The following is a 20,139-nucleotide window of genomic DNA, read 5'->3' on the forward strand; positions in this document are numbered from 1 at the left end:
TGTTCGGTATGAGGCCATCAGACGAACAAAGCCATGATAAATGGTGCGTTTTTGTTAAGTGGGAAAGTGCCGTTCGATATGAGACTTATCGTTGGAATTCGAAAACCAATATAGAAGATTTATTGCTTTTTACTTGACTCTCATTGTTTAAATTTTATTTAAAAGGGAATATAATCAAGATAGAGGTATTAAATTATTCAAGGAGCTGATCAAAATGAAGGAAACGTTCAAGAAAGGCGTGGCACTCGGATTAGGCTTGGCAGCGGCAGGAGTGGAGCAGGCCGAAAAAGTGATTGATGAGCTAGTAAAAAAAGGTGAGATGACAACAGAGGAATCAAAAGAATTCTTCAATGAGTATTACCAAAAAGGAAAAGAAACACAAAAAGGTGTTTTAACTGACTTGAATTTTGCTACACAAGATGATATCAAAAGACTAGAAACACGAATTGATGCTCTAACTGAACAAATCAATCCTAAAGAGTAAGTCTTAGATGCTTAAGGGGGGACTTGACGTGATTGATAAAAGACTTCGGCATTTACAGCGATATAAGGATATTATCGTTGCTCTTTCAAGAAATGGCTTAGGATTCTTACTTGAACAGTTAGGATTGAATGATCTTCACGTCATTCCAAAGCGTCTGTATAAAGAGCGAAATCCAAATTCGGAAGGGAAAACTTTAGGTGAAAGGATTCGGTTAATTTTAGAAGAGTTAGGCCCGACCTTTATTAAAGTTGGTCAGATCGCAAGTACACGACCTGACCTTTTTCCTGATGAGATTATTCGTGAATTGGAAAAGCTCCAGGCCCGCGTTCCCCCATTTTCTTTTGCTGAGGCAAAGGAAATTATTGAGACTGAATTGAAGCAACCGATCGAAGAGATTTTTCAAAGTGTTGATACTGAGCCATTAGCAGCAGCTTCAATCGGACAAGTTCATCTTGGTGTATTAAAAACAGGCGAACGGGTAGCAATAAAAGTTCAACGCCCGAATATCCAAGAGAAAATTGAAACAGATTTTGAAATTTTGCGTGAAATGGCAACATTGGCGGAATTAAGAATGGAATGGGCTGTTCGGTATCGTGTTCGTGATGTGGTCAATGAGTTTGCTGATATGATTCGGGATGAGCTCGATTATATTAATGAAGCCCGCCATTCAAAACGAATTGCTAAACAATTAGCGGATGATGAAATGGTTCATATCCCAACAATTTTTACTGATTTTTCGACAGCCAAGGTATTAGTCATGGAGTACATAGAAGGTGTAAAGTTAAGTGATGTTATGGAAGGAAAGGGAGCGGAATTTGATCAAAAGGAAATTGCTGATCATCTAGCTCGTGTCACTTTTCAGCAAGTGTTAATTGATGGTTTCTTCCATGCCGATCCCCATCCGGGAAATATTCTTATTCAACCAGGAAATAAATTGGTTTTGTTAGACTTCGGTATGGTTGGGCGTTTAACGGATTTGATGAAAGAACAATTCGGTTTATTGCTTATCAGTTTGATGCAAGAGGACACAGAGGGAATCGTCGAACACCTATTGGAGATGGGAATAGCACCGGTAGGGATTGATAAACAAGGATTAAAAGCCGATGTCGATGTTTTAATGGATAAATATTATCGCAAGGCATTGAGTGACATTAGTATCGCTGATGCGGTTCGCGAGCTCTTTCAAATTGCACATAAACATCAAATTGAGCTTTCCTCTGATTATTCTATTTTAGGAAAAACCCTACTCACATTGGAAGGGACCATCGCACAATTAGATCCCGAACTTAGCATCATTGAAGTTGCAAAACCCTACGGAAGACGACTGCTCCGGGAAAGATATCGACCAAAGAAAATGGCTCAACAGGTACTTGGCCAATTATCAGAATATGTAGATCTATTCGCAGCTCTCCCGAAGCAAATGAAAATTTTATCAAATGTAATTAAGAAAGATAAAATCCAATTAGAAGTTGGCATCCCCGATCTAGAGTCCTTGTTAAAGAAAATGGATCGAATTAGTAATCAGTTATCTTTCGCAATTGTTTTGTTAGCCTTTAGCATTATTATGGTTGGCTTAATTATTGGCTCAGCAATGTCTGGTCAACCCTCACTTTTATGGTCATTACCAGCAATTGAAATTGGTTCAATTGTTGCCCTATTTTTATTTATGTGGTTACTCTATTCCATCTTTAAATCAGGCCGCTTTTGAACGAGCTTGCAACAAGGATGATGAACTACTGCGAGATTCCAGTAGCTCACCATCCTTTTTTGTTGGGTTTGGGAGGGTGCTCTCGGGTTTGCGGGAATGCTCTTGAGTTTGGGGATTTGCTCTCAAGTTTGGGGGAATACTCTCAAGTTTTGCGATTTGCTCTCAAGTTTTGCGGAATGCTCTCAAGTTTCGTGAAATGCTCTCAACTTTTCGAAAATGCTCTCAAGTTTCGTGAAATGCTCTCAAGTTTCGTGAAATGCTCTCAAGTTTCGCGATTTGCTCTCAAGTTTGGGGGAATGCTCTCAACTTTGGAAAAATGCTCTCAAGTTCGGCGAAATGCTCTTAACTTTTCGAAAATGCTCTCAAGTTTTGCGGAATGCTCTCAACTTTCGTAAAATGCTCTCAAGTTTCGCGAAATGCTCTCAAGTTTTGCGGAATGCTCTCAACTTTCGTAAAATGCTCTCAAGTTTCGCGAAATGCTCTCAAGTTTTGCGAAATACTCTCAAGTTTCGTGAAATGCTCTCAACTTTTCGAAAATGCTCTCAACTTTCCGAAAATGCTCTCAAGTTTCGCGAAATGCTCTTAACTTTTCGAAAATGCTCTCAAGTTTCGTGAAATACTCTGAACTTTGGAAAAATGCTCTCAACTTACACAAATAAGTTTTATATAATTCATTTAAAGTTCTTACCGAGCAGGCGGCGGATATCGCAATACAAATGGTCCCTGGTAAATTTGTTGAAATAGATTTATCGCAGTGCAACTATCGGAAAGACCTCCATTTCAAGCATTCGAAGAAAATAAAGAATTGTAGATGGGGGATCAACTGACAGTAAAGTTCCAATTGGTTCAAGATCCTTTAGATCAAAACCTTGTGGTAGTAACAAATGCTTTCACTGGGACGGGTAACCGCAAGTCACTTCGCTAGAATGATTAACTGCAAGTCATTCCGCTGGGACGGGTAATCGCAGCTCACTTCGCCAGTACGAGTAATCACAAGTCACTTCGCTAGAACCGGTAACCGCGGTCCAACCGCAGTCCCAGTCTCAATCCCAACCCCAACCCCCAATCTCAGTCAATAGGTGATGGGGAACTCAGACTAAATCGACCAGATCCTGTGGTAAGGAATGTGTGAACTAGATCTCGAAGGCTCAATCCCCACAGATCGAAGTTTTTATTTTATCGATGAATTAGGGAAAGGGACTTTTCTATTGTTTTCTTGACTCCTGTTGAGAATATGGAAGGGTTGGTTTTTATTAAATAGGGGATATATGACAAAGCAAATTGTTCTTAACCCATGACAAACATTGAAAACTCCATTATACTTATAGATAGATGTAATTGATCGTTGGCTCAGGTTGACTGATTGCAAAATTCCTACTTCGATCATCCGAGTGATGACCCCATTGGATGATAAATGGGAGCAACAGTTAGTAAGTAAAAGCCCGATTCGTTTATCTAACACTTATATAGTGAAGGTTTTACTTTAATAGATCTCTCCTTGTGGTTTGGGGGAGTTTTTTTAAAGAAATGGAGGAAGTGGATGGCTGAGTTATCACTTATATTAAAAGAAATTATAGGTCCGGTCTTTGTATTAATCATACTCGGATTTATAATGCAAATTAAATTCAAGTTAGATTTGGCAACGCTTGCAAAAATTAATATTTATTTTTTGGCACCAGGTTTTATTTTTAACACATTGTATCATGCGGAGTTTTCGGGGAAATTCTTTTTTAGTATCCTTTCATTTTTTGTTCTGTTTGTTTTCATTCTTTATTTATTAACAAAAATACTTGGGAAATTTATTAATTTAGATTCTAATCGTCAAACTTTATTTACTAATAGTACGATGTTCTATAATTCTGGGAATTATGGTGTTCCAGTCAATGCCCTTGTCTTTCAAGGTGATCCTTTAGCGATGTCAATTCAAGTTATTTCCCTGACATTTCAAAATGCCTTTCTGTTTTCATATGGTGTCTTTTCATTGAGGGCTTCTAGCAAGGGAAGTTTGAAAGCCTTATTGGGTTATTTCCGTATGCCAGTTTTTTACGGTCTAATCGCTGGGATTTTGCTAAATGTCTTTAATGTTTCTTTACCAGATCTCGTACTTGTCCCGGCAAGTTATGTTGCTGATACCATGATTGCCATGGCTTTATTGACTTTAGGTGCACAGGTCGCCATGATTAAATTGACCAAAGGACTCCGCCTCGTTTATTTAAGTTTATTTATTCGTCTAATTTGCGGACCTTTGATTGCCTATCTAATGATTATTGCTTTTGGTATTGAAGGGATCACTGCCCAAGCGCTCTTTATTGCTTCTGCGATGCCAACTTCAGTGAACAGTTCTGTAGTAGCGCAAGAATATAGTGATGATCCTACATTTGCTACACAGACCGTTTTATTTTCAACATTAGCCAGTGCAATCACTGTCACTTTTGTGATTTATTTGGCACGAATTTTATTTTAAATCGTACCCGGGAATCTTTCATCATTCCGCAATATAAAATAAGAAAACAATTTTGAACATAAAAGTATTGGGCGAAAGACTGTGAATCGAATTTGATTCGCAGCCTTTCTTTTTTGTTATAAAAATTAGATCACCCGTAAATGTGAAAATTCACCCGATTCGTCACGTAATGAGCTAACAGGCCATCTGAATTAACCTAATTGTTGAATTTTCCTATGTTTTTTCATTATCTAGTTCTATAGTTAGATTGCATGGAAACTTCAAGATTAGATGCAATTAAATATAATTCTAAAAAAAATTAAAATTTGTTAGCGATAAAAAAATTGTCCCAATTTAGCAGTCTTTTTCAGATCATTCACTCGAGAATTAGAAGTTTGCGGGGCCCAATGAATTCATTTTATATGAAGGGTCCTTTTTACAAGTTTAATAAATTATGTTAATTTAGATAAAAAAGGAGTGATGCGTTAGATGAAAATGCAGGAGGAGATACTGTTGCATAAGGTATTTGAACGTGTTTTTTTTCGTGAATCTCGTGCAAGTCAAGTTGTGCTGATAAATTTCATTAATGCGATTTTAACAGAATCACTGTCGAGCCCAATTAAACAGATTATTTGCCAACAATATCAGAAAAGTTATTTATTAAAGGATTTCCAGTTAGGACTGAACATTAAAGCACAAACAAGGGCAAAAGAGATTGTCCAGATTGGTATTCAAGTTCATCAGCAAGATTATTTTCAAAATCAGTCAAATAGCTTAACTTTTCACCATATCAACAACAAAGGAGAAGATGAGGATAAAGTCGCTCGTTTTCTTATCCATCTTTTAAATTTTAATCTACTACAAGAGTATGCACATTACCACAATTGTTATCAGACCGTTCATTCACCACGATCCAATCCACAACAAAACACAGAAATCCATTATTTAGAGTTGTTAAAATTCAAGACCAAGCGACCAAAGTCTTCTTTAGAAAAATGGCTTTATTTTATTCACCATGTTGGAAGAAAAACACCTAATCTTTTTTATGAGCACTTAACAAAAATTGACCCCTATATCAAACTTGCTGATCACCTGTATCAAAGGACACGCTCCACCATCGTTATAAAAGAAGATCAGTTTAATCTAGATGAATGGCGGGAGCATGGGCAGTTGCAAGAGAAAGAGCAAATTGCAATGAATATGATCAAGGCTGGTTTTTCAGATCAGGAAATTTTGAAGGTAATTGATATAACAAAAAAACAATTAGAAGATTTAGCACTTACTGCACAATTATTATAAAGATTAACCCTGTTCACGTTAAGCTTTTGGGGATTGCTTGGTTATTTTTTTAAAATTGCGATGAAAAGTACGCAATTGATTGTAACCACATTGATGGGCAATCTCACCGATGGGTTGGCCACTATTTTTCAATAAATAACAAGCTTGTGAAATCTGATAGTGGTTTAAATAATCAGTGAAGGTCATGTTCGTCATTTGAACAAATCATTTCGATAAATAAGGGTAGTCATACCGTAAATGTTCAGCAACATCTTTAAGCCTACAATCATTTTGATAGTGTTCATCGACATACAAGAGAATGCTGTGCAAGACTTTTGTTTTAGTGGACCTTTTGATTTTTTTAAAATCTGTTTGTTGAATTAAATGCCCACAAATATGATAAATGAAACTTTTCTGTAGATAAACAGAATTGAAATTTGTTAAATTAGGTTGCTCATCTAGTTCTAATATCGGATGATTTGGACATAGACCCTTGTATTGGGTGAAAAAATCACCAATCAATTCAGGGGAAAAGAGGATAATGACAATTTCAGAATGATCAATCGTTTTAAATTCGTGAATTTGATTAGTAAAAATAAAGGCAAGTTGGTTTTGTTTCAAATGATATTTCGTTTGATCAATCGTCACATTTAAATTCCCCTTTGTGACGAGAATAATTTCGTAGGCCCGATGAAAATGAGTATCTGATAAATCAATACAATCAAAAAAATCTTCTTCCTCGATCCCGTGTCTCTCAAAAAACACCCTTATCATCTTCTCCTTCGTAACACAAATATCGTCCCTGAATTATACAAAATTTGAATAGAAATGTTATCTTTATTATAAGTAATCAGTGATAAAGTGAAACTTCACTCAGAAGGGGATGAAGGAAAACCCTCCCTTGATTAAGGTTTCCCTTTATCTCCTTTTATTTTGCTACTAAAATAACTTCATCTATTTCTGCCTGTTCAACGTCTTCAATTTCATGATCTTCTTCATTCGTTGGTTCTTGTGTAGGGTTTCCCTCTAATAGCCGGACATCCTCTGATATTTTATCTAAGTTAGATGTCTCCTTCTGTTTGGGGCCTTTTTGAGATTCCGTTATTTCTGTTAATAATTTGCTAGTTTGCACATTATTCTCTTCTTCTGTTATTGGTACGACATCATTAATTAGCATAGAAGATCCGATTCCTAGAGAGGTCATTAAAACGATAATGACAAAGGAAACAGTTGAGATTGTTCTATTCCCTTGTTTAGCATTTAAAATATTCAATAATCTGTCTTTTAAATTTGTCTGTCTAGCTGAAAATGTTGTGCCTAAAAGATTAGCGTCTGTCGTTTGATTTGCTCTACCCATTATATTTAGTATAGTTTCTCCATATTTTTTTCTGTCTAGATGAGACATATTTATCACAATATCCTCGTCACATGAAAACTCACTCCACTTGTTAATCTCTTTTTGTAAAATATAAATGAATGGATTGTACCAATGTAGAATCATAGCAAATGACATTGCTTGTTTTACCCATAAATCTTTTTTCTTAAAATGCGTTAATTCATGTTTAATGATTATATCTAATTCATCGATTGGGATATCGAACATTGGTAATACAATCATGGGTTTAAAAACACCAAGTAAAATTGGACTTATATTTATCCGACAAAAGCTTAAATTTATTTTTCTTGTTAAATTCATTTCATTGCTATTTTTTTCTAAAAGGGATTGTGCAATGGCTTCTTTTGATGTAGATAAACAATTTGCTCTTAACCTTTTGATGAAGTTCCTATATATGTATATAAAGCGGAAGGCCGTTATGACAGCGCCTAATAGCCATATCGTAAAAATAACACGAATGCTATTAGTGGATAGAAATAGATGATTCTGTTTGATTGAAAAATAAGTAAATAAATAGTTGGATTGCTGCTTTTGTCTAAACATAGACAAGAAATCTACAAGCAAAAAGGCAGGGGCAATGTAGACAAGGAGGACAATTTTTTTAATTGAGTAATGCCAATTTGCAGTAAACTTCCTTTTAAAGAGGTAATCCATTAATCCGGAGAAAATTAATAATAAACTACCTGAAATGGATAAAGTAATCAGTATGCTAAGCAAATCTGTCATTTTTTCACCTACTTATCTGCAAACCAGTTTTTAAGTTCATCTAATTCATCAGAAGTTATTTCATTTTCATAGAGAGTCGAAATAAAGTTCTTTAATGAACCTTGATACATTGTATCCAACATACTTTGTGCTTCTTTTTTCTTATATTCTTTTAAAGTAAGACGCGGAATGTACGTATTTGCTCTTCCTTCTCGTTTTACAGATAACAAGCCTTTATCAACAAGTCTAGATAAAAAAGTTGCGATAGTCTGGCCTTTCCATTCCTTCCCCTCTTTTTCATAAAAAATAGTTAATAATTCATTGGATTTTACCGGGCGGTTCATTTTCCAAATTTCCTTCATCACTTTCATTTCTGTATCTGATAAACTTTGAAATTTAGCCAATCTACTCATCTCCTAAAAAATTTGTTTGCAATACACCTACTACATTGGTATAGTATGTTTAAACTACATGAGTGTAGTTTGTTTAAATAATATAGATAACTGTATCATATAATATCTCAAACGTCCATTCCAATTAGGTTAATGTAGTAAAAGGAGTGGATGGTTAAAGTACCTTTTTTTGAGGGAGTGATTTCCATGAAATAGCTGATTATTTTTCAAGCTGATTTTTATTTTTTTCCGAGAAGCTCTAACCAAAATATATAATTGGGAGGATTTAAGATGAACTTCACTAAAAAGGCATTTGTGAGTAGTATAGTGGGACTTTCGCTTTGTCTATCTTTAATGACTGGGAGTGTGCTTGCTGATACAAGTAAAAAATCTGTTGCAGGCTACGGAACATTAAAGGGAACTTTATATGGAAAAGATTATACAACAAGTGTAACGAAGAATCCTGATAAAGCCTACTTAATTATTAAAGGAAGTATGCAAGACAAAAATGGAAAGACCCTTGTAAGCACACAACAAATTAAAAGTTCCAGAGGGAAAACAAGTTTCTCCGGTGATTGGTCAAATATCTCCTCCAATGTTTATGTGATCTATGGGACTCATGGAGTACAGGGTGGAAATAAATATGGAGCGGCGGCTGTTTATACTTACACCCATCGATAAAATCTGCTGAATAAAAGAAGATTCACCTACATCAATCTAAAAATATAAATCATCCAATTGGTTAGTTATCAAGTTGATCTATTATAAGATTTGACACTAGCCAAGTAAATGATCAAAACAGCAGGCGGCGACTTTTAGAAAGGTATTAGCTGAGTTTTTATATCTGATGTGGCGCTGTCTTAATTTTTCATGTTAGCAAGGGAAAAAGGTTGGATTTTTCGCAGTGCAACTGTCAGTAAGTCTCCCACATGAAAAAATCAAAAGAGAGTAAGGGTTACAAGTGGGAGATCAACTGACAGTAGCGGCCCGATTGGTTCAAGGGCCTTTAGGTCATACCCTTGTGGTACTAACAAATGTTTTCGGTGGGACGAGTAATCGCAAATCATTTCGATGGGACGAGTAACCGCAGTCCCAGTCCCATTCAGTGGGCGTGAGGAAGGCAAACTAAGGCTACCAGGTCCTATGGTAAGTTTTATATGCCCTAGGTCCTATAAGCCCAAGCCTCCACTGAATGAAGTTTCACTTTATCGCAGTGCAACTGTCAGTAAGTCTCCCACTTGAAGAAATCAAAAGAGAGTAAGAGTTGCAAGTGGGAGATCAACTGACGGTAGCGGCCTGATTGGTTCAAGGGCCTTTAGGTCATACCCTTGTGGTACTAACGATCAGTTGGGGAGGGGGAAAGGCAGACTAAATCCATCAGGTCCTATGATAAGGTCTACATGATCTAGGTTCTGAAGGTTCCCCCCCACTGAATGAAGTTTCGCTTTATACCGCTTAGGGTTCTACAAATAGAAGGGATGGAAAGGGGAAATATATTTTGATGAAGCGTTTATTTTTTAGAAGCAGTTTTTTGCTTATGTTAATGTTACTCATCATCGCGGGATGCTCTGCAGATAATGGGGTGGAGGAAAAAGAACAGGTAGCAATCAGTGATGTGAATGAAAATCCATTTGAAATAGATGAAGAAGATACCGTTATTATGGGTTCTATCTCACATGGTTACAGCAATATAGAGATAAATGATAATGATGAGGTCATCCCTTTATCTTATGATGGGGATGAAGTGGTATTAGATTATTATGTTCAAGCAGAAGGAAAAGCGACCAATGTTGGCTTTTTAGTGTACACCGATGGCATTGCACAACCCTATAAGCTTAATATGACTGATTCAGACTATCAATATATGCATATTATTGATTTAGAAGAAAATGTTGATACACCGTTTCAATTTATCTTCACGCCGATTACTGGAGAAAAAGGGGATACCGTTAATATAACGATCACTAGCGTATATCATCCTTCGTTTATTCCAGATATGAAAGAAGCAACTTCTTATGGTGGTTATCATGATACTTTGTCAGTAATGCGTCCAATTGAATTTCACGAGAATCCTAAATTAATAGAATTAGAGGAGCTTCCCACAAATAAGTTTTTGAAAGATGTACGTTTTTCAACAGAAGCTGTGACTGATGATTTGCTGAAGAGATTAGGTGGATTAATCACAATTGATTCAGAGATGTTAGAGACATCTGTATTTAATATAGTCGAGATTGAAGATAAATCAGATTACGATGATACCTTCCAAATAGATAAGCAGGGTCATGTACATATACAGTTCAAGATAGTCGGTCATCCTGGCGTAATCTATCAGAACACTTTTTATTTGAATCATCAAGCACTCTCTGATCAGGATGGAAAGCGATCATTTGAAACAAAATTGATTAAAGGCGAAGTCGCTGTAATTGATATCGAACTAGATGTTGAGACACTAGGTGATTTCAGTACCTTTTATGTTGTTTCAACACCAGTGAATCCTGATGATTTTTATGAAGATGTGATTACACCTATAAAAACACCGTCTGTTTTATTATACAAATGATGGGGGGATTAGCCGTGAGATCAGGCATTGGCATTTCTATCTTGATTCTAATTATGATTGTTTTTGTAGGGTGTACAAACCCTACAATTGATATAGAACAAGAGTCGGAGGGGAATTTTGATAAAGATACTGGCACGACTTTAGGAAAAAAAGAAAATCTCACTTTCCCTGGCACACAGATGGAAGGTGCTTTGCCTTTAGAAGAAATAAAAGGGGACATACGCCATATCTATTATGCGGGAGAGGGTAGGATTTTAATCTCTGCCAAAAAGTTATATCTGTATGATTTAGCAACAGAAAGCATCCTAACAGAAGCTTCACATGAATCAGCGGAGATTGAACAGGCTTGGATGATTGATAATGGTTTTGTCCTTATTCAAAGAGTGGAAAGTGCCAGTGATGGTTTGACAGAATTGGATCTGAATTATCAAGGCATTTTCTATAATGAAGAGCTAGAGCCAGTATCTAATTTCGATTTCAATCAATTGTTGGAAGACGATGATTTCTTAGTGTCATTAAAGCAAATTTCCTTTAATGATGATGGAACAATCATGGCTTATACAACTGATTTAGGATTATATCTATATGATTTTGAATTGGAGAAAAAGACGGAAGTCCTTGACCTATCCTCAGAAAATTCAGAAGAACGTTCCGATATTGTCGCATTAGAACAGATTGGTTTTACTAATGATGGGACACAGATTGCTTTTAAAGCAGAGACCCTACCAATAGATTTTGATCAGGCCTCTTATGATACTTTTGGAATTGTTAATATAGATGGCTCTAATCTATCTAACCAAACATTCGAAGATTATACTTGTAAGGAATTAATCCCTTACAATGATTTGCTCTTACTTGCTGAAGATCCAACGAATGCTTCGGGGAGATTGATGATAATGGAATCAGGGACGAATGAAGTAAGTATTCATTCATTAACAGAAACGAAAGAGAGTGGCATAATTGCAGGATCGGATAAAGGGGCATATTTTGCAAGCTTTTGTTCAACTGATTATGACTATACTATCCGTATCTATGAGACAAAGACTGGGAAGCGGGTAGCAGAATTACAAGGTTCTGTCGATGATGAAGCACTCCTTTACCAAATACCTGTAATCAAAATTTTAGATGATACAAAGACAGTTATTTTATTATTAGGTTCTAAAATAGAAGAGATAGAAACAGAAATGATTATAGATCACTTTTAATTTAAATTTTCTCACAAAAGGGGCATTAATAAGTGGAAATATCATTTGAAGGGGTTTCAAAAAAATATAAGAAAAAGTGGGCATTAAAAGATTTTTCTTCCCATTTAGAAGATGGCATTTATGGTCTATTAGGTGAAAATGGTGCTGGGAAAACGACATTGATAAATATATTTGTTGGTATTTTAAAAAGTGATCAAGGTAGGATACTAATTGATGGTCGTGATATTGAGAAAATTGGTATTGGTTTTTTATCTCAGATCGGTTATTTGCCACAGTACCCTCAATTTTATCAAGATTTTAAGGTCATTGAATTTTTGCGCTATATGTCTGTTTTAAAAGGGATTCCTAAAGGTAAGGGGGAAAAAAGAGCCAAGGAATTATTGGAAATGGTGAATCTAAGTGAAGCAATGGATATGAAGATTGGTGCACTATCTGGAGGGATGCGTCAACGAGTTGGTATTGCTCAAGCGATGCTTAATGATCCAGATATCTTAATTTTGGATGAACCGACAGCTGGACTTGACCCTCAAGAAAGAATTCGTTTCCGCAATTTAATTACGAAGTTTTCAAAAAACAGAATTGTCTTGTTAGCGACACATATTGTGTCAGATATTGAGCATGTGGCTAATCAAGTTATATTACTTAAAAGCGGAGAACTTATTAAGCAAGGATCCCCTCAACAGCTTATGGATCAGATAAAAGGAAAAGTGTGGTCTATCACAGTGACTGATGATACTTTAGAAGAAATGCTTGATCTAAAAATCAGTCGCATGATGCGAGATGAGCAAGGCATACATTTAAGAGTGATTGCGGACGAGAAACCAGATGACCGCGCAATTCATGTGAAGCCTAACTTAGAGGATGTATTCCTGTATTATTCTAGTGAGGGTGAGAAATGGTGAGCCTACTTCTGTTTGAGTTGCGAAAACATTTCATGAAAAAACCACTTATTATTGCAATCGTCTGTTTTAGTTTATTAAATGTTGCAAAAATTTCAAGTGAATATCATGAGAAATCACTATTATCCCCGGAAACGAATCTAAAATGGCATGACCTTTATTGGGGCGACTTCTACGAACAGTTTAGTGGGGTTATGACAGATCAGAAGATTGAAACATTAATGTCAATCTATCAACCATTAGAGAAAAAAACAGCGGATAAGACTGCTAGTACAGATAGTGATAATCCCAATACATATACTGGTAATCTATACAATGATCATTTATTTTTTAAGTGGAATTTTGTAGATCCAATGGAATATTCCTATCTCTACAAGCAATATGCCAATGATGTTGTCCATAAGGCCAATGAGAACTTAACTTTCTTCGAGGCAATGGGGAATGATTATGAATATGAAAAAAACAGAATAATATTGGATCGTTTTCAAGGAAGGAGAATCGATTCTTTTGCCTATACTGAAATGTTCCAATATTATATTCATTATGACTTTTCCGCCTTCTTAGTTATTTTAATCTGCTTATATGCATTGATGAGTGTATTCATAATTGAGAAAGAAACAGATATGGATATCCTTTTGGTGACTACCCAAGCGGGTGGACAAGCGACAACTTTTGTCAAAATACTATCTACTACTCTCTTTGTTTGTGCTGTATCCTTTTGGTTTGGATGCATTGATTTTATTTCATTTGCTCATTTTTTTGGTTCTTTAGAGGCGATATCTTTACCGATTTATGCGATTGAAAATTTTGCAAATACGTCACTTAATCTAAGTTTAGGGGAATATGCACTGCTATCACTAATAGTTAAGACGATTGGTTTTTTGGTTGTTTCATATTTCTGTTTATTCATCTCTCTATTCTTTAGGAATGCTTTACTCCCGTTTATTATTTGTTTATTTTTCATGTTAGGATTCATTTATTTTCAAGAAGCGTTTATGGGGTCGGAGCGGATTATCTTGAAGGTGGTTAATCCATTTAATTTACTTATTCATCGTGAGTTATTTAGGGGAACGGAGTTTGTAAATATCTTTGGATTTCCCGTGCTCAGTTATACAGCGGCTATCTTTCTTGCATTCGTGTATGGGGGAATTAGCCTGATGGCCATTTTCCTCTTTCAAAATAAAAATACTGTCTATCGAATTGGGGTGAGCAAAAGTGGCGATTTTGAGATATGAGTTTAAAAAGATGTTCTTTTATCAAAAAGGATGGCTATGGGTTAGCTTATATTTTATGACGAGTTTGGTAGTCCTTTTCTTATTTGATACACCGAAGAATCCAGAGATAGAATTGAACGCCTCCGATTATCACTATTATTTAGATTTGATAAATGGTCCACATACTGATGAAACTGAAGAACGATTAAAGAATGAAGCGAGTCATATTTCAGATGCGCAAGTAGCATTGAGAAAAGTATATGACGATTATTATGATGGGCATATTTCAGAGCAAGAATTACATGACTCCATTCCTGAATTAGAAAAAGTCATAGCGCATGAACAGGGATTCAAGGTTATTTTTGATCAATATATGTATGTCCGTGAAAATACTGATAATCGCTACTATTTAGCTACAAATGGTTGGGACGGTTTGTTATCTACAGAGCAGTTAGACTTTGGTTTACTCTTATTATTACTCTTGTTGGTTGCTCCTGTTTTTTGTGCGGAGTATACGGTTGATATGTATGCTCTTCATTTGACATTACGTAAAGGAACAAGGGAACACGCTCTTGTTAAAATGTTGCTTGTGTTTGTCGTTGTAGTGATCATTTCTATTTTATCTATTATGATGAGATATCAATTTTATGAGATGAAATATGGTTTAAATCATAAAGACTATCCACTTCAAAGCCTTTCTTACTATGGGACATCCCTAAAGGATTTGTCATTATTCTCGACTTTTTTATGGTCGACAGGTTTAAAGATAGTTGGTCATTTGGTTTTTGCAATGTTCATTATGCTATTTTCAATTTGGACAAAGAAATATGCTTTAACCCTATTTTCTTCAACGGTTATCATATTGCTACCCTATTATTTATTTACTCTTGATTCTAGCAAATATTTATTACCTGGACCGCTTGGTTTTATGCTTGCGACGGGATACTTTAGGGGAAGTGAGTATGAACGCAATCCGATTACGGATCAGTTTGACTTGATCTATAAAGAAGTCCCTGTGATGACTTTGTTTATCTTACTGTTTATTAATTTCTTGATCGGAATAATTTTTTGGAGACTCATCCTTCATCATCATACAAATGCGTGGAATACTAGAAGGAGACGCCATCAGCTACAAATGCTCACGACAAGGTTATTGCTTTGTATTACTGTGATCAGCCTTTCAGCTTGTGATGCACCCGATAAGGTAGATAAGGAATACGATGTTTTTAATTCCATTTCTAGACATAGCTTTGAAAATGACTCCTACCGTTTTTATATAGATGAAACAGATGTGGAGAATATTCGACCTGTATTTGAAGATAGGGAAACAGGAGAAATTAGAAATCTGATCAGAAGTCCTTTTTCATCCTTAACAAGCGTAGAAAATTTTATATATGGGAATGGTCCATTTGTCTATTATATAAAAATGGATTATGATAAGTCAGGTTTTTATCAGCAAACCAATCGGCTTTCCTTAATTGAAGTGGATACCACAACTTTTGATGAGAAAGTAATCTATGAGCAGAATGCAAATATGGCTAGGGATAGCTTTTTAGGTCTACATACAAGGGATAAGGCAGATTCTGCAGGCATCACTTCTTTTTTTGTCGATAATAAGAATCTTTATTTTGTGGTTGATGATAATCAAATAAGAAGAATTAATCGACTAACGGGAAAAACAGATAAGCTTATTCAAGCATCATATTCTAGCAATATTGCCTATGATGGCAGATATATTTATTATCTAAATGAGGCTTATCAAATTAATAAATATGATACTCAAACAGAAAGGGAAGTGACAATTCCAGATATTATCACGACCCAGTTTTTCCTAACAGATCATCAACTATTTTATATTAATCGTCAGGATCATTATCATATTTATGCTATGGACTTAAGCAATTCTAACATTCAAAAAGTGGTAAGGAAACCAGCCTGGAGTATTATTTGTGATGATGATTATATTTATTATGAAAGTAGGGCAGACAACGAAAGATATCAAATCAATCGCAATCTACTTATCGATGAATGAAGAATAAGGTTATACCTCTTCAGAAAAATAGTCGTATTAATCTCGATTACGCCATTCTCTTAATTTTTGTTCAACATCAGCACTTGGAATAAAGAATGCATTCTTTAATTCAGTTACAAAAGTAGTTCCTTTGTGTTTTTTTGATGTTAGGATGTGTTTTGTAGGTATGATTACATAATAAGAACTAATAGGACTATAGAGTAAGGCAACCTCTTCCTGATAATTTTCGTCAAAGTAAATAGCAAAGACAATTAAGTTGCATTTTTGTTTAATCAACCTATTACACCTCCTCTTAAAGATAGCTTAATCATATCATATCTAGGTAGAATTATGCATCTTTTTTTCTAGTTTAATAGGAGGTGTATGTCCAAATAGGATGTGGAAATAATCTAGTATTCCAATTTTTATTGATAAGTTTAGGCTTTATCAGTCAGTAATGTTGTCAGTTCTGTAATTTTATCTTTTGATAACTGTGGTGTTGTGTAACTTTTAATCGTTTGATTGATTTCGTCATAATTGCTAACACGATGCCCTTTAATTAGTTTATTATCAATTTCTAATTGGGCTGAATTAGAAAAGGCAATGATAGGGTAGACAGATTTCTCCTTTACCTTTAGCTCCTTTGCAATTGCTTGTGTGGTTGTTTCCATTGTTTTAATTGGATTCTTAAGAGTAGTGATTTGCTTTTTCGTTTGTACAGTCCAGTCATCATCATTCTCAGAACCATGAATAAGGCCATTATAATTCTCACGTTTAATGACGAAGATACCATAGATTGAAAGAACAAGATGGTCTACTTTTTGATCAAGATGTTCAAATGAAACATTTGAAATTTGGTGGTAAATATTTTTGTCCAGCTGGTTTAGTTGCCCTTCTAAATAAGAACGGCTAACTTTCTTTCTTAATATTGAAAATAAGCCACTAAGACCTACAATTAGGGCGATAATTAAAAAACCTTCAAGCCCGAATAGTTTAGTCCCTAATATAATTCCCTTACTTCCTATCATTTCTAAACCTCCACATTGTTTAATTTGATGAACGAGTTGGTCATCTCTTATTCGCTGTATGACTCTATTCTAACATTTGAAGCTAAAAAGGATAGATCATAAAAAGTATTTGACAAGGTTAATTTATTTATGAGTTATTTTTACCACAGTGCAACTGTCAGTAAGACTTCCACTTCAATCATACAGGGGAAAGGGCCGGATGAATCAAGTGTGATCAATAATCTGAAAAGACCAGATTCACACAGCTAATACCCAATAGGGATAAAGTTCCCTCCCTAAGTCAAGGTTCACATAATGATCTACGCACGAATCAGTCAGATATCGTTTTTAAAGAAAAAGTATTAATTTTTTTAAATGACTGATTAAAAATAGGATATTGTCCCTTCCACCAATGAGTGGGGGACATATACTAATGGTGAAATGACTAAAAGGAGGTTTTAACTTTGACTAATACAGGTGTTCCTGCAGGATGTGGCACACCGGCTCCTGCTCCAGCTCCTGCACCAGGAGGATTTGGCGCTGGTTTTGCTCTATTGATTGTTCTGTTTATCTTGTTAATTATCATCGGTGCATCATTTGGTGGGTGTGGATTTTAGATCGATCTGATTTAAGTGTAGTTAATCAAATGCAAAAAGTTGAAGCACCTCTTAAGATTGAATATTTTAAGAGGTGCGATTTTACATTTTAATTAAGGAGATTGAATTCTTCCCTAAGTCGTTTTTTTCTTCTTGGTATATAAGAAAATGGCTGTACCAATAATTAATAATCCCAATCCAGCGATTAGCATGTTAAATAAGGTTGTCGCTGTTTTTGGAAGTTGTGTGCGATCATGAACATCATCATTAGCTTGTATTTCAGGCTTCTCCTCCTCTATTTGCTCCGGAGACTGGGAATCTTCATCTTCATCGCCATCTTCCTCTATAGCGGGTTGTTCCTCTTCGTTTGGATCTTCATCATCGGTAACCTGGTCATCTTCTTCATCCTTATCATCTTCCTGATCTTTTTCATCATCTTCGACTTCGTCATCATCAGTGTCATCATGGTCAGCTTCAAGGGGGTAACCAGTGACTTGGTCACCAGATCGAACCAATTCATAATCAAGAATGGTGCCACTCCAAAAATGAAGGCGAATGGTGACTGGCTCATCTGAGCGAATTTCATCAAAGAGACGACTGTAATTCTCCCATTCATCATAGGTGAAATTGACTTTACCTTCATCGTAATCTGGACTAAATACATAGGCAAATTCCTTAAAGGAAGTCCAATCTTGTGGACCAGCTGGGCTGCCATCAGCATAGACAGCTTCAAGTGTCGCTAAATGATCGCCATTAAATCTTGTTGGAATGCTGAATTTTGTGTAATGGTCTTCATTCTCACTTAGGATTGGTGTCTGATAGGTGATTAAATCAACACGCCAGCTTGCTCCTTGATCAAAAACAAGTTGTAGAGAGGTATTGAGACCAACTTGATCAAGCTTGATTAGATCACTTAATAGATCTGCCTTTAAAATTAAGGTGCTATCGTTAATTGTATAATCTGATCCTTGAATTAGAGTTTGGCCATTGTGAGTAACATCGACTAATGTGCGACCATTTAAGTTTAAGTCTAATTGTTGATCAGTAATCTCTTCATCTTGCTTAAAGTAAATAAAATCTGCTTCAGCCGTAGCTGATCGTCCAGAAAAACTAGCTTTCATCAAAGCAAAAAATTCCTGATCAAACCAAGTATAATGGCTTCGGTCAAAATGTTGTCCATTGTCCCAAAGCATATGAACAAAGTCTTTTTCCTGAGCATAGTGAATGATATATTCAAAGAATTTCAGTTTTTCACCTTGTTGAATCGTATAAACATTCTGGTCAAAACCAAGTAAACCAAACTCACCAATTACAACTGGAATGCCATTTTGGGTGAATTGGTTATGAACCCGATCAAAAATTTCATGAATATCATTGGCGGTGTCTTGATCAAATCTTGTGTAACCAGCAATATTGACACTGAACGGCCAGAAGCCATAATAATGAATGGTTGCGATCATATAGGGATCATTTTTTTCTTTGATCCAATCTGTTAAAGTGTCGAGATAAATTTGTTCTTGTCCAGTATGCATGGTAGGGATTACGATTGGACGAATAGGGTTATTTCCGCCAGAATTACGGATAATGTCATAAAAACAGCTGTTTATTTCGTTTAAATAGGCTAAATCTTTATCATTATCATAGGGTTCAAAACGTGGTTCGTTGATACTTTCAAACATTAAATCTATCGGGTAATCCTCAAAATGTTCAGCTAATTGTTCCCATATTGCTTCAAATCGAGCGACTGTTTCGTCATGGTTATTTTCCATGCCGCTCTCTAGCCATAACCAGGAATCATGGTGGATATTGATCATTACTTTCATACCCGCATCAAGTGACCAATCAACAGCTTGGGTAACTCGTTCGAGATAATCCTCATGAATTTGGTAATTTGGACCATCATCCATCCGTTGATCAAATGTAATTGGGATTCGAATACTCTTGTAGCCTTGATTGGCAATGGATTCAATCAATTCTTTAGTAACATAAGGGTTTCCCCATGCCGTTTCATCTTCACCAACAGCATCGAAGGTATTCCCGAGATTCCATCCAGGCTGCATGTCCTTAGCATAATCTTCAATGTTATAGCTTTCTTCTGCTGAAACCACAACAGTTGGGATCAAGAAAAATAATGTGATCATTAAAATAGCGGGGAATTTGGTTTTCAATGGTCATCTTCCTCTCGAATTTTTTATTAAGAAAAATAGCTGAAGCACTTTCCCTCCTTTTTTAGAAAAAATG

Annotated in this window: 18 protein-coding genes; 11 read left to right on the forward strand and 7 right to left on the reverse strand. The window is 35.6% G+C overall.

Annotated features, from left to right (window positions below; translation table 11 throughout):
* Positions 1–214 precede the first annotated feature (214 nt).
* From KQI76_RS04850 to KQI76_RS04865, 4 genes are all read left to right on the forward strand, one after another.
* Positions 215–484, forward strand: a complete 270-nt coding sequence (locus KQI76_RS04850; RefSeq protein ID WP_216399191.1) for a phasin-related domain-containing protein — start codon at positions 215–217, stop codon at positions 482–484.
* A gap of 28 nt (positions 485–512) precedes the next feature.
* Positions 513–2,192 carry an ABC1 kinase family protein gene (locus KQI76_RS04855; RefSeq protein WP_216399192.1) on the forward strand — a complete coding sequence of 560 codons (1,680 nt, stop codon included), beginning with the start codon at positions 513–515 and terminating at the stop codon, positions 2,190–2,192.
* 1,540 nt (positions 2,193–3,732) lie between these two features.
* A complete protein-coding gene (locus KQI76_RS04860; RefSeq protein WP_216399193.1) occupies positions 3,733–4,656 on the forward strand; it encodes an AEC family transporter in 924 nt (307 codons plus the stop codon).
* A 492-nt stretch (positions 4,657–5,148) separates the two neighbouring features.
* Positions 5,149–5,934, forward strand: a complete 786-nt coding sequence (locus tag KQI76_RS04865) for a PD-(D/E)XK nuclease family transposase (RefSeq protein WP_216399194.1) — start codon at positions 5,149–5,151, stop codon at positions 5,932–5,934.
* Positions 5,935–5,952: 18 nt separating this feature from the next.
* On the opposite strand, the gene KQI76_RS11725 is transcribed toward KQI76_RS04865, so the two are convergent.
* The 4 genes from KQI76_RS11725 to KQI76_RS04880 all read right to left on the reverse strand — a co-directional run bounded on the left by KQI76_RS11725 (position 5,953) and on the right by KQI76_RS04880 (position 8,418).
* Positions 5,953–6,129 (reverse strand): helix-turn-helix domain-containing protein, encoded by a 177-nt coding sequence (locus tag KQI76_RS11725; protein ID WP_305853366.1) that lies wholly within the window; start codon positions 6,127–6,129, stop codon positions 5,953–5,955.
* A 9-nt stretch (positions 6,130–6,138) separates the two neighbouring features.
* On the reverse strand, positions 6,139–6,678 hold the full coding sequence (locus tag KQI76_RS04870; protein WP_371817650.1) for a cupin domain-containing protein: 540 nt from the start codon (positions 6,676–6,678) through the stop codon (positions 6,139–6,141).
* Positions 6,679–6,841: 163 nt separating this feature from the next.
* On the reverse strand, positions 6,842–8,035 hold the full coding sequence (locus tag KQI76_RS04875) for a M56 family metallopeptidase (protein WP_216399195.1): 1,194 nt from the start codon (positions 8,033–8,035) through the stop codon (positions 6,842–6,844).
* A gap of 8 nt (positions 8,036–8,043) precedes the next feature.
* A complete protein-coding gene (locus KQI76_RS04880) occupies positions 8,044–8,418 on the reverse strand; it encodes a BlaI/MecI/CopY family transcriptional regulator (RefSeq protein ID WP_216399196.1) in 375 nt (124 codons plus the stop codon).
* A 279-nt stretch (positions 8,419–8,697) separates the two neighbouring features.
* Between KQI76_RS04880 and KQI76_RS04885 the strand changes: the two genes are divergently transcribed.
* From KQI76_RS04885 to KQI76_RS04910, 6 genes are all read left to right on the forward strand, one after another.
* Positions 8,698–9,087, forward strand: coding sequence for a hypothetical protein (locus KQI76_RS04885; RefSeq protein ID WP_216399197.1), 390 nt, complete (start codon positions 8,698–8,700; stop codon positions 9,085–9,087).
* A gap of 820 nt (positions 9,088–9,907) precedes the next feature.
* A complete protein-coding gene (locus KQI76_RS04890; RefSeq protein ID WP_216399198.1) occupies positions 9,908–10,966 on the forward strand; it encodes a beta-glucanase/beta-glucan synthetase in 1,059 nt (352 codons plus the stop codon).
* 14 nt (positions 10,967–10,980) lie between these two features.
* A complete protein-coding gene (locus KQI76_RS04895) occupies positions 10,981–12,171 on the forward strand; it encodes a WD40 repeat domain-containing protein (protein ID WP_216399199.1) in 1,191 nt (396 codons plus the stop codon).
* A 32-nt stretch (positions 12,172–12,203) separates the two neighbouring features.
* The gene (locus tag KQI76_RS04900) at positions 12,204–13,073 is read left to right on the forward strand and encodes an ATP-binding cassette domain-containing protein (RefSeq protein WP_216399200.1); all 870 of its coding nucleotides are present in this window, start codon (positions 12,204–12,206) and stop codon (positions 13,071–13,073) included.
* Entirely contained in the window at positions 13,067–14,305 is a 1,239-nt protein-coding gene (locus KQI76_RS04905) for an ABC transporter permease (protein WP_216399201.1), read from the forward strand. Before KQI76_RS04900 ends, KQI76_RS04905 begins: the two co-directional genes overlap by 7 nt.
* Positions 14,286–16,316 (forward strand): DUF5050 domain-containing protein, encoded by a 2,031-nt coding sequence (locus tag KQI76_RS04910; RefSeq protein ID WP_371817651.1) that lies wholly within the window; start codon positions 14,286–14,288, stop codon positions 16,314–16,316. Before KQI76_RS04905 ends, KQI76_RS04910 begins: the two co-directional genes overlap by 20 nt.
* 36 nt (positions 16,317–16,352) lie before the next feature.
* Here the strand turns inward: KQI76_RS04910 and KQI76_RS04915 are convergent, their stop codons facing one another.
* The gene (locus tag KQI76_RS04915; protein ID WP_216399202.1) at positions 16,353–16,592 is read right to left on the reverse strand and encodes a hypothetical protein; all 240 of its coding nucleotides are present in this window, start codon (positions 16,590–16,592) and stop codon (positions 16,353–16,355) included.
* Positions 16,593–16,732: 140 nt separating this feature from the next.
* Positions 16,733–17,323, reverse strand: coding sequence for a nuclease-related domain-containing protein (locus KQI76_RS04920; protein ID WP_216399203.1), 591 nt, complete (start codon positions 17,321–17,323; stop codon positions 16,733–16,735).
* 443 nt (positions 17,324–17,766) lie between these two features.
* Here KQI76_RS04920 and KQI76_RS04925 point away from each other — a divergent pair, with 443 nt between their 5' ends.
* Entirely contained in the window at positions 17,767–17,919 is a 153-nt protein-coding gene (locus tag KQI76_RS04925) for a YjcZ family sporulation protein (RefSeq protein WP_216399204.1), read from the forward strand.
* Between the two features lie 113 nt (positions 17,920–18,032).
* Here KQI76_RS04925 and KQI76_RS04930 read toward each other — a convergent pair whose 3' ends face one another.
* Positions 18,033–20,066 carry a cellulase family glycosylhydrolase gene (locus KQI76_RS04930; protein ID WP_216399205.1) on the reverse strand — a complete coding sequence of 678 codons (2,034 nt, stop codon included), beginning with the start codon at positions 20,064–20,066 and terminating at the stop codon, positions 18,033–18,035.
* Between the last annotated feature and the right edge of the window lie 73 nt (positions 20,067–20,139).

Origin of the sequence: Amphibacillus sp. MSJ-3 (assembly GCF_018919165.1) — a bacterium.
Lineage (GTDB): Bacteria > Bacillota > Bacilli > Bacillales > Amphibacillaceae > Amphibacillus.

What these genes read in the sequence shown, in the direction of transcription:
- KQI76_RS04850 (WP_216399191.1), top strand. Translation starts at nt 215, where the DNA reads ATGAAGGAAACGTTCAAGAAAGGCGTGGCACTCGGATTAGGCTTGGCA.
- KQI76_RS04860 (WP_216399193.1), top strand. Translation starts at nt 3,733, where the DNA reads ATGGCTGAGTTATCACTTATATTAAAAGAAATTATAGGTCCGGTCTTT.
- KQI76_RS11725 (WP_305853366.1), bottom strand. Translation starts at nt 6,129, where the DNA reads ATGACGAACATGACCTTCACTGATTATTTAAACCACTATCAGATTTCA.
- KQI76_RS04875 (WP_216399195.1), bottom strand. Translation starts at nt 8,035, where the DNA reads ATGACAGATTTGCTTAGCATACTGATTACTTTATCCATTTCAGGTAGT.
- KQI76_RS04885 (WP_216399197.1), top strand. Translation starts at nt 8,698, where the DNA reads ATGAACTTCACTAAAAAGGCATTTGTGAGTAGTATAGTGGGACTTTCG.
- KQI76_RS04890 (WP_216399198.1), top strand. Translation starts at nt 9,908, where the DNA reads ATGAAGCGTTTATTTTTTAGAAGCAGTTTTTTGCTTATGTTAATGTTA.
- KQI76_RS04905 (WP_216399201.1), top strand. Translation starts at nt 13,067, where the DNA reads ATGGTGAGCCTACTTCTGTTTGAGTTGCGAAAACATTTCATGAAAAAA.
- KQI76_RS04920 (WP_216399203.1), bottom strand. Translation starts at nt 17,323, where the DNA reads ATGATAGGAAGTAAGGGAATTATATTAGGGACTAAACTATTCGGGCTT.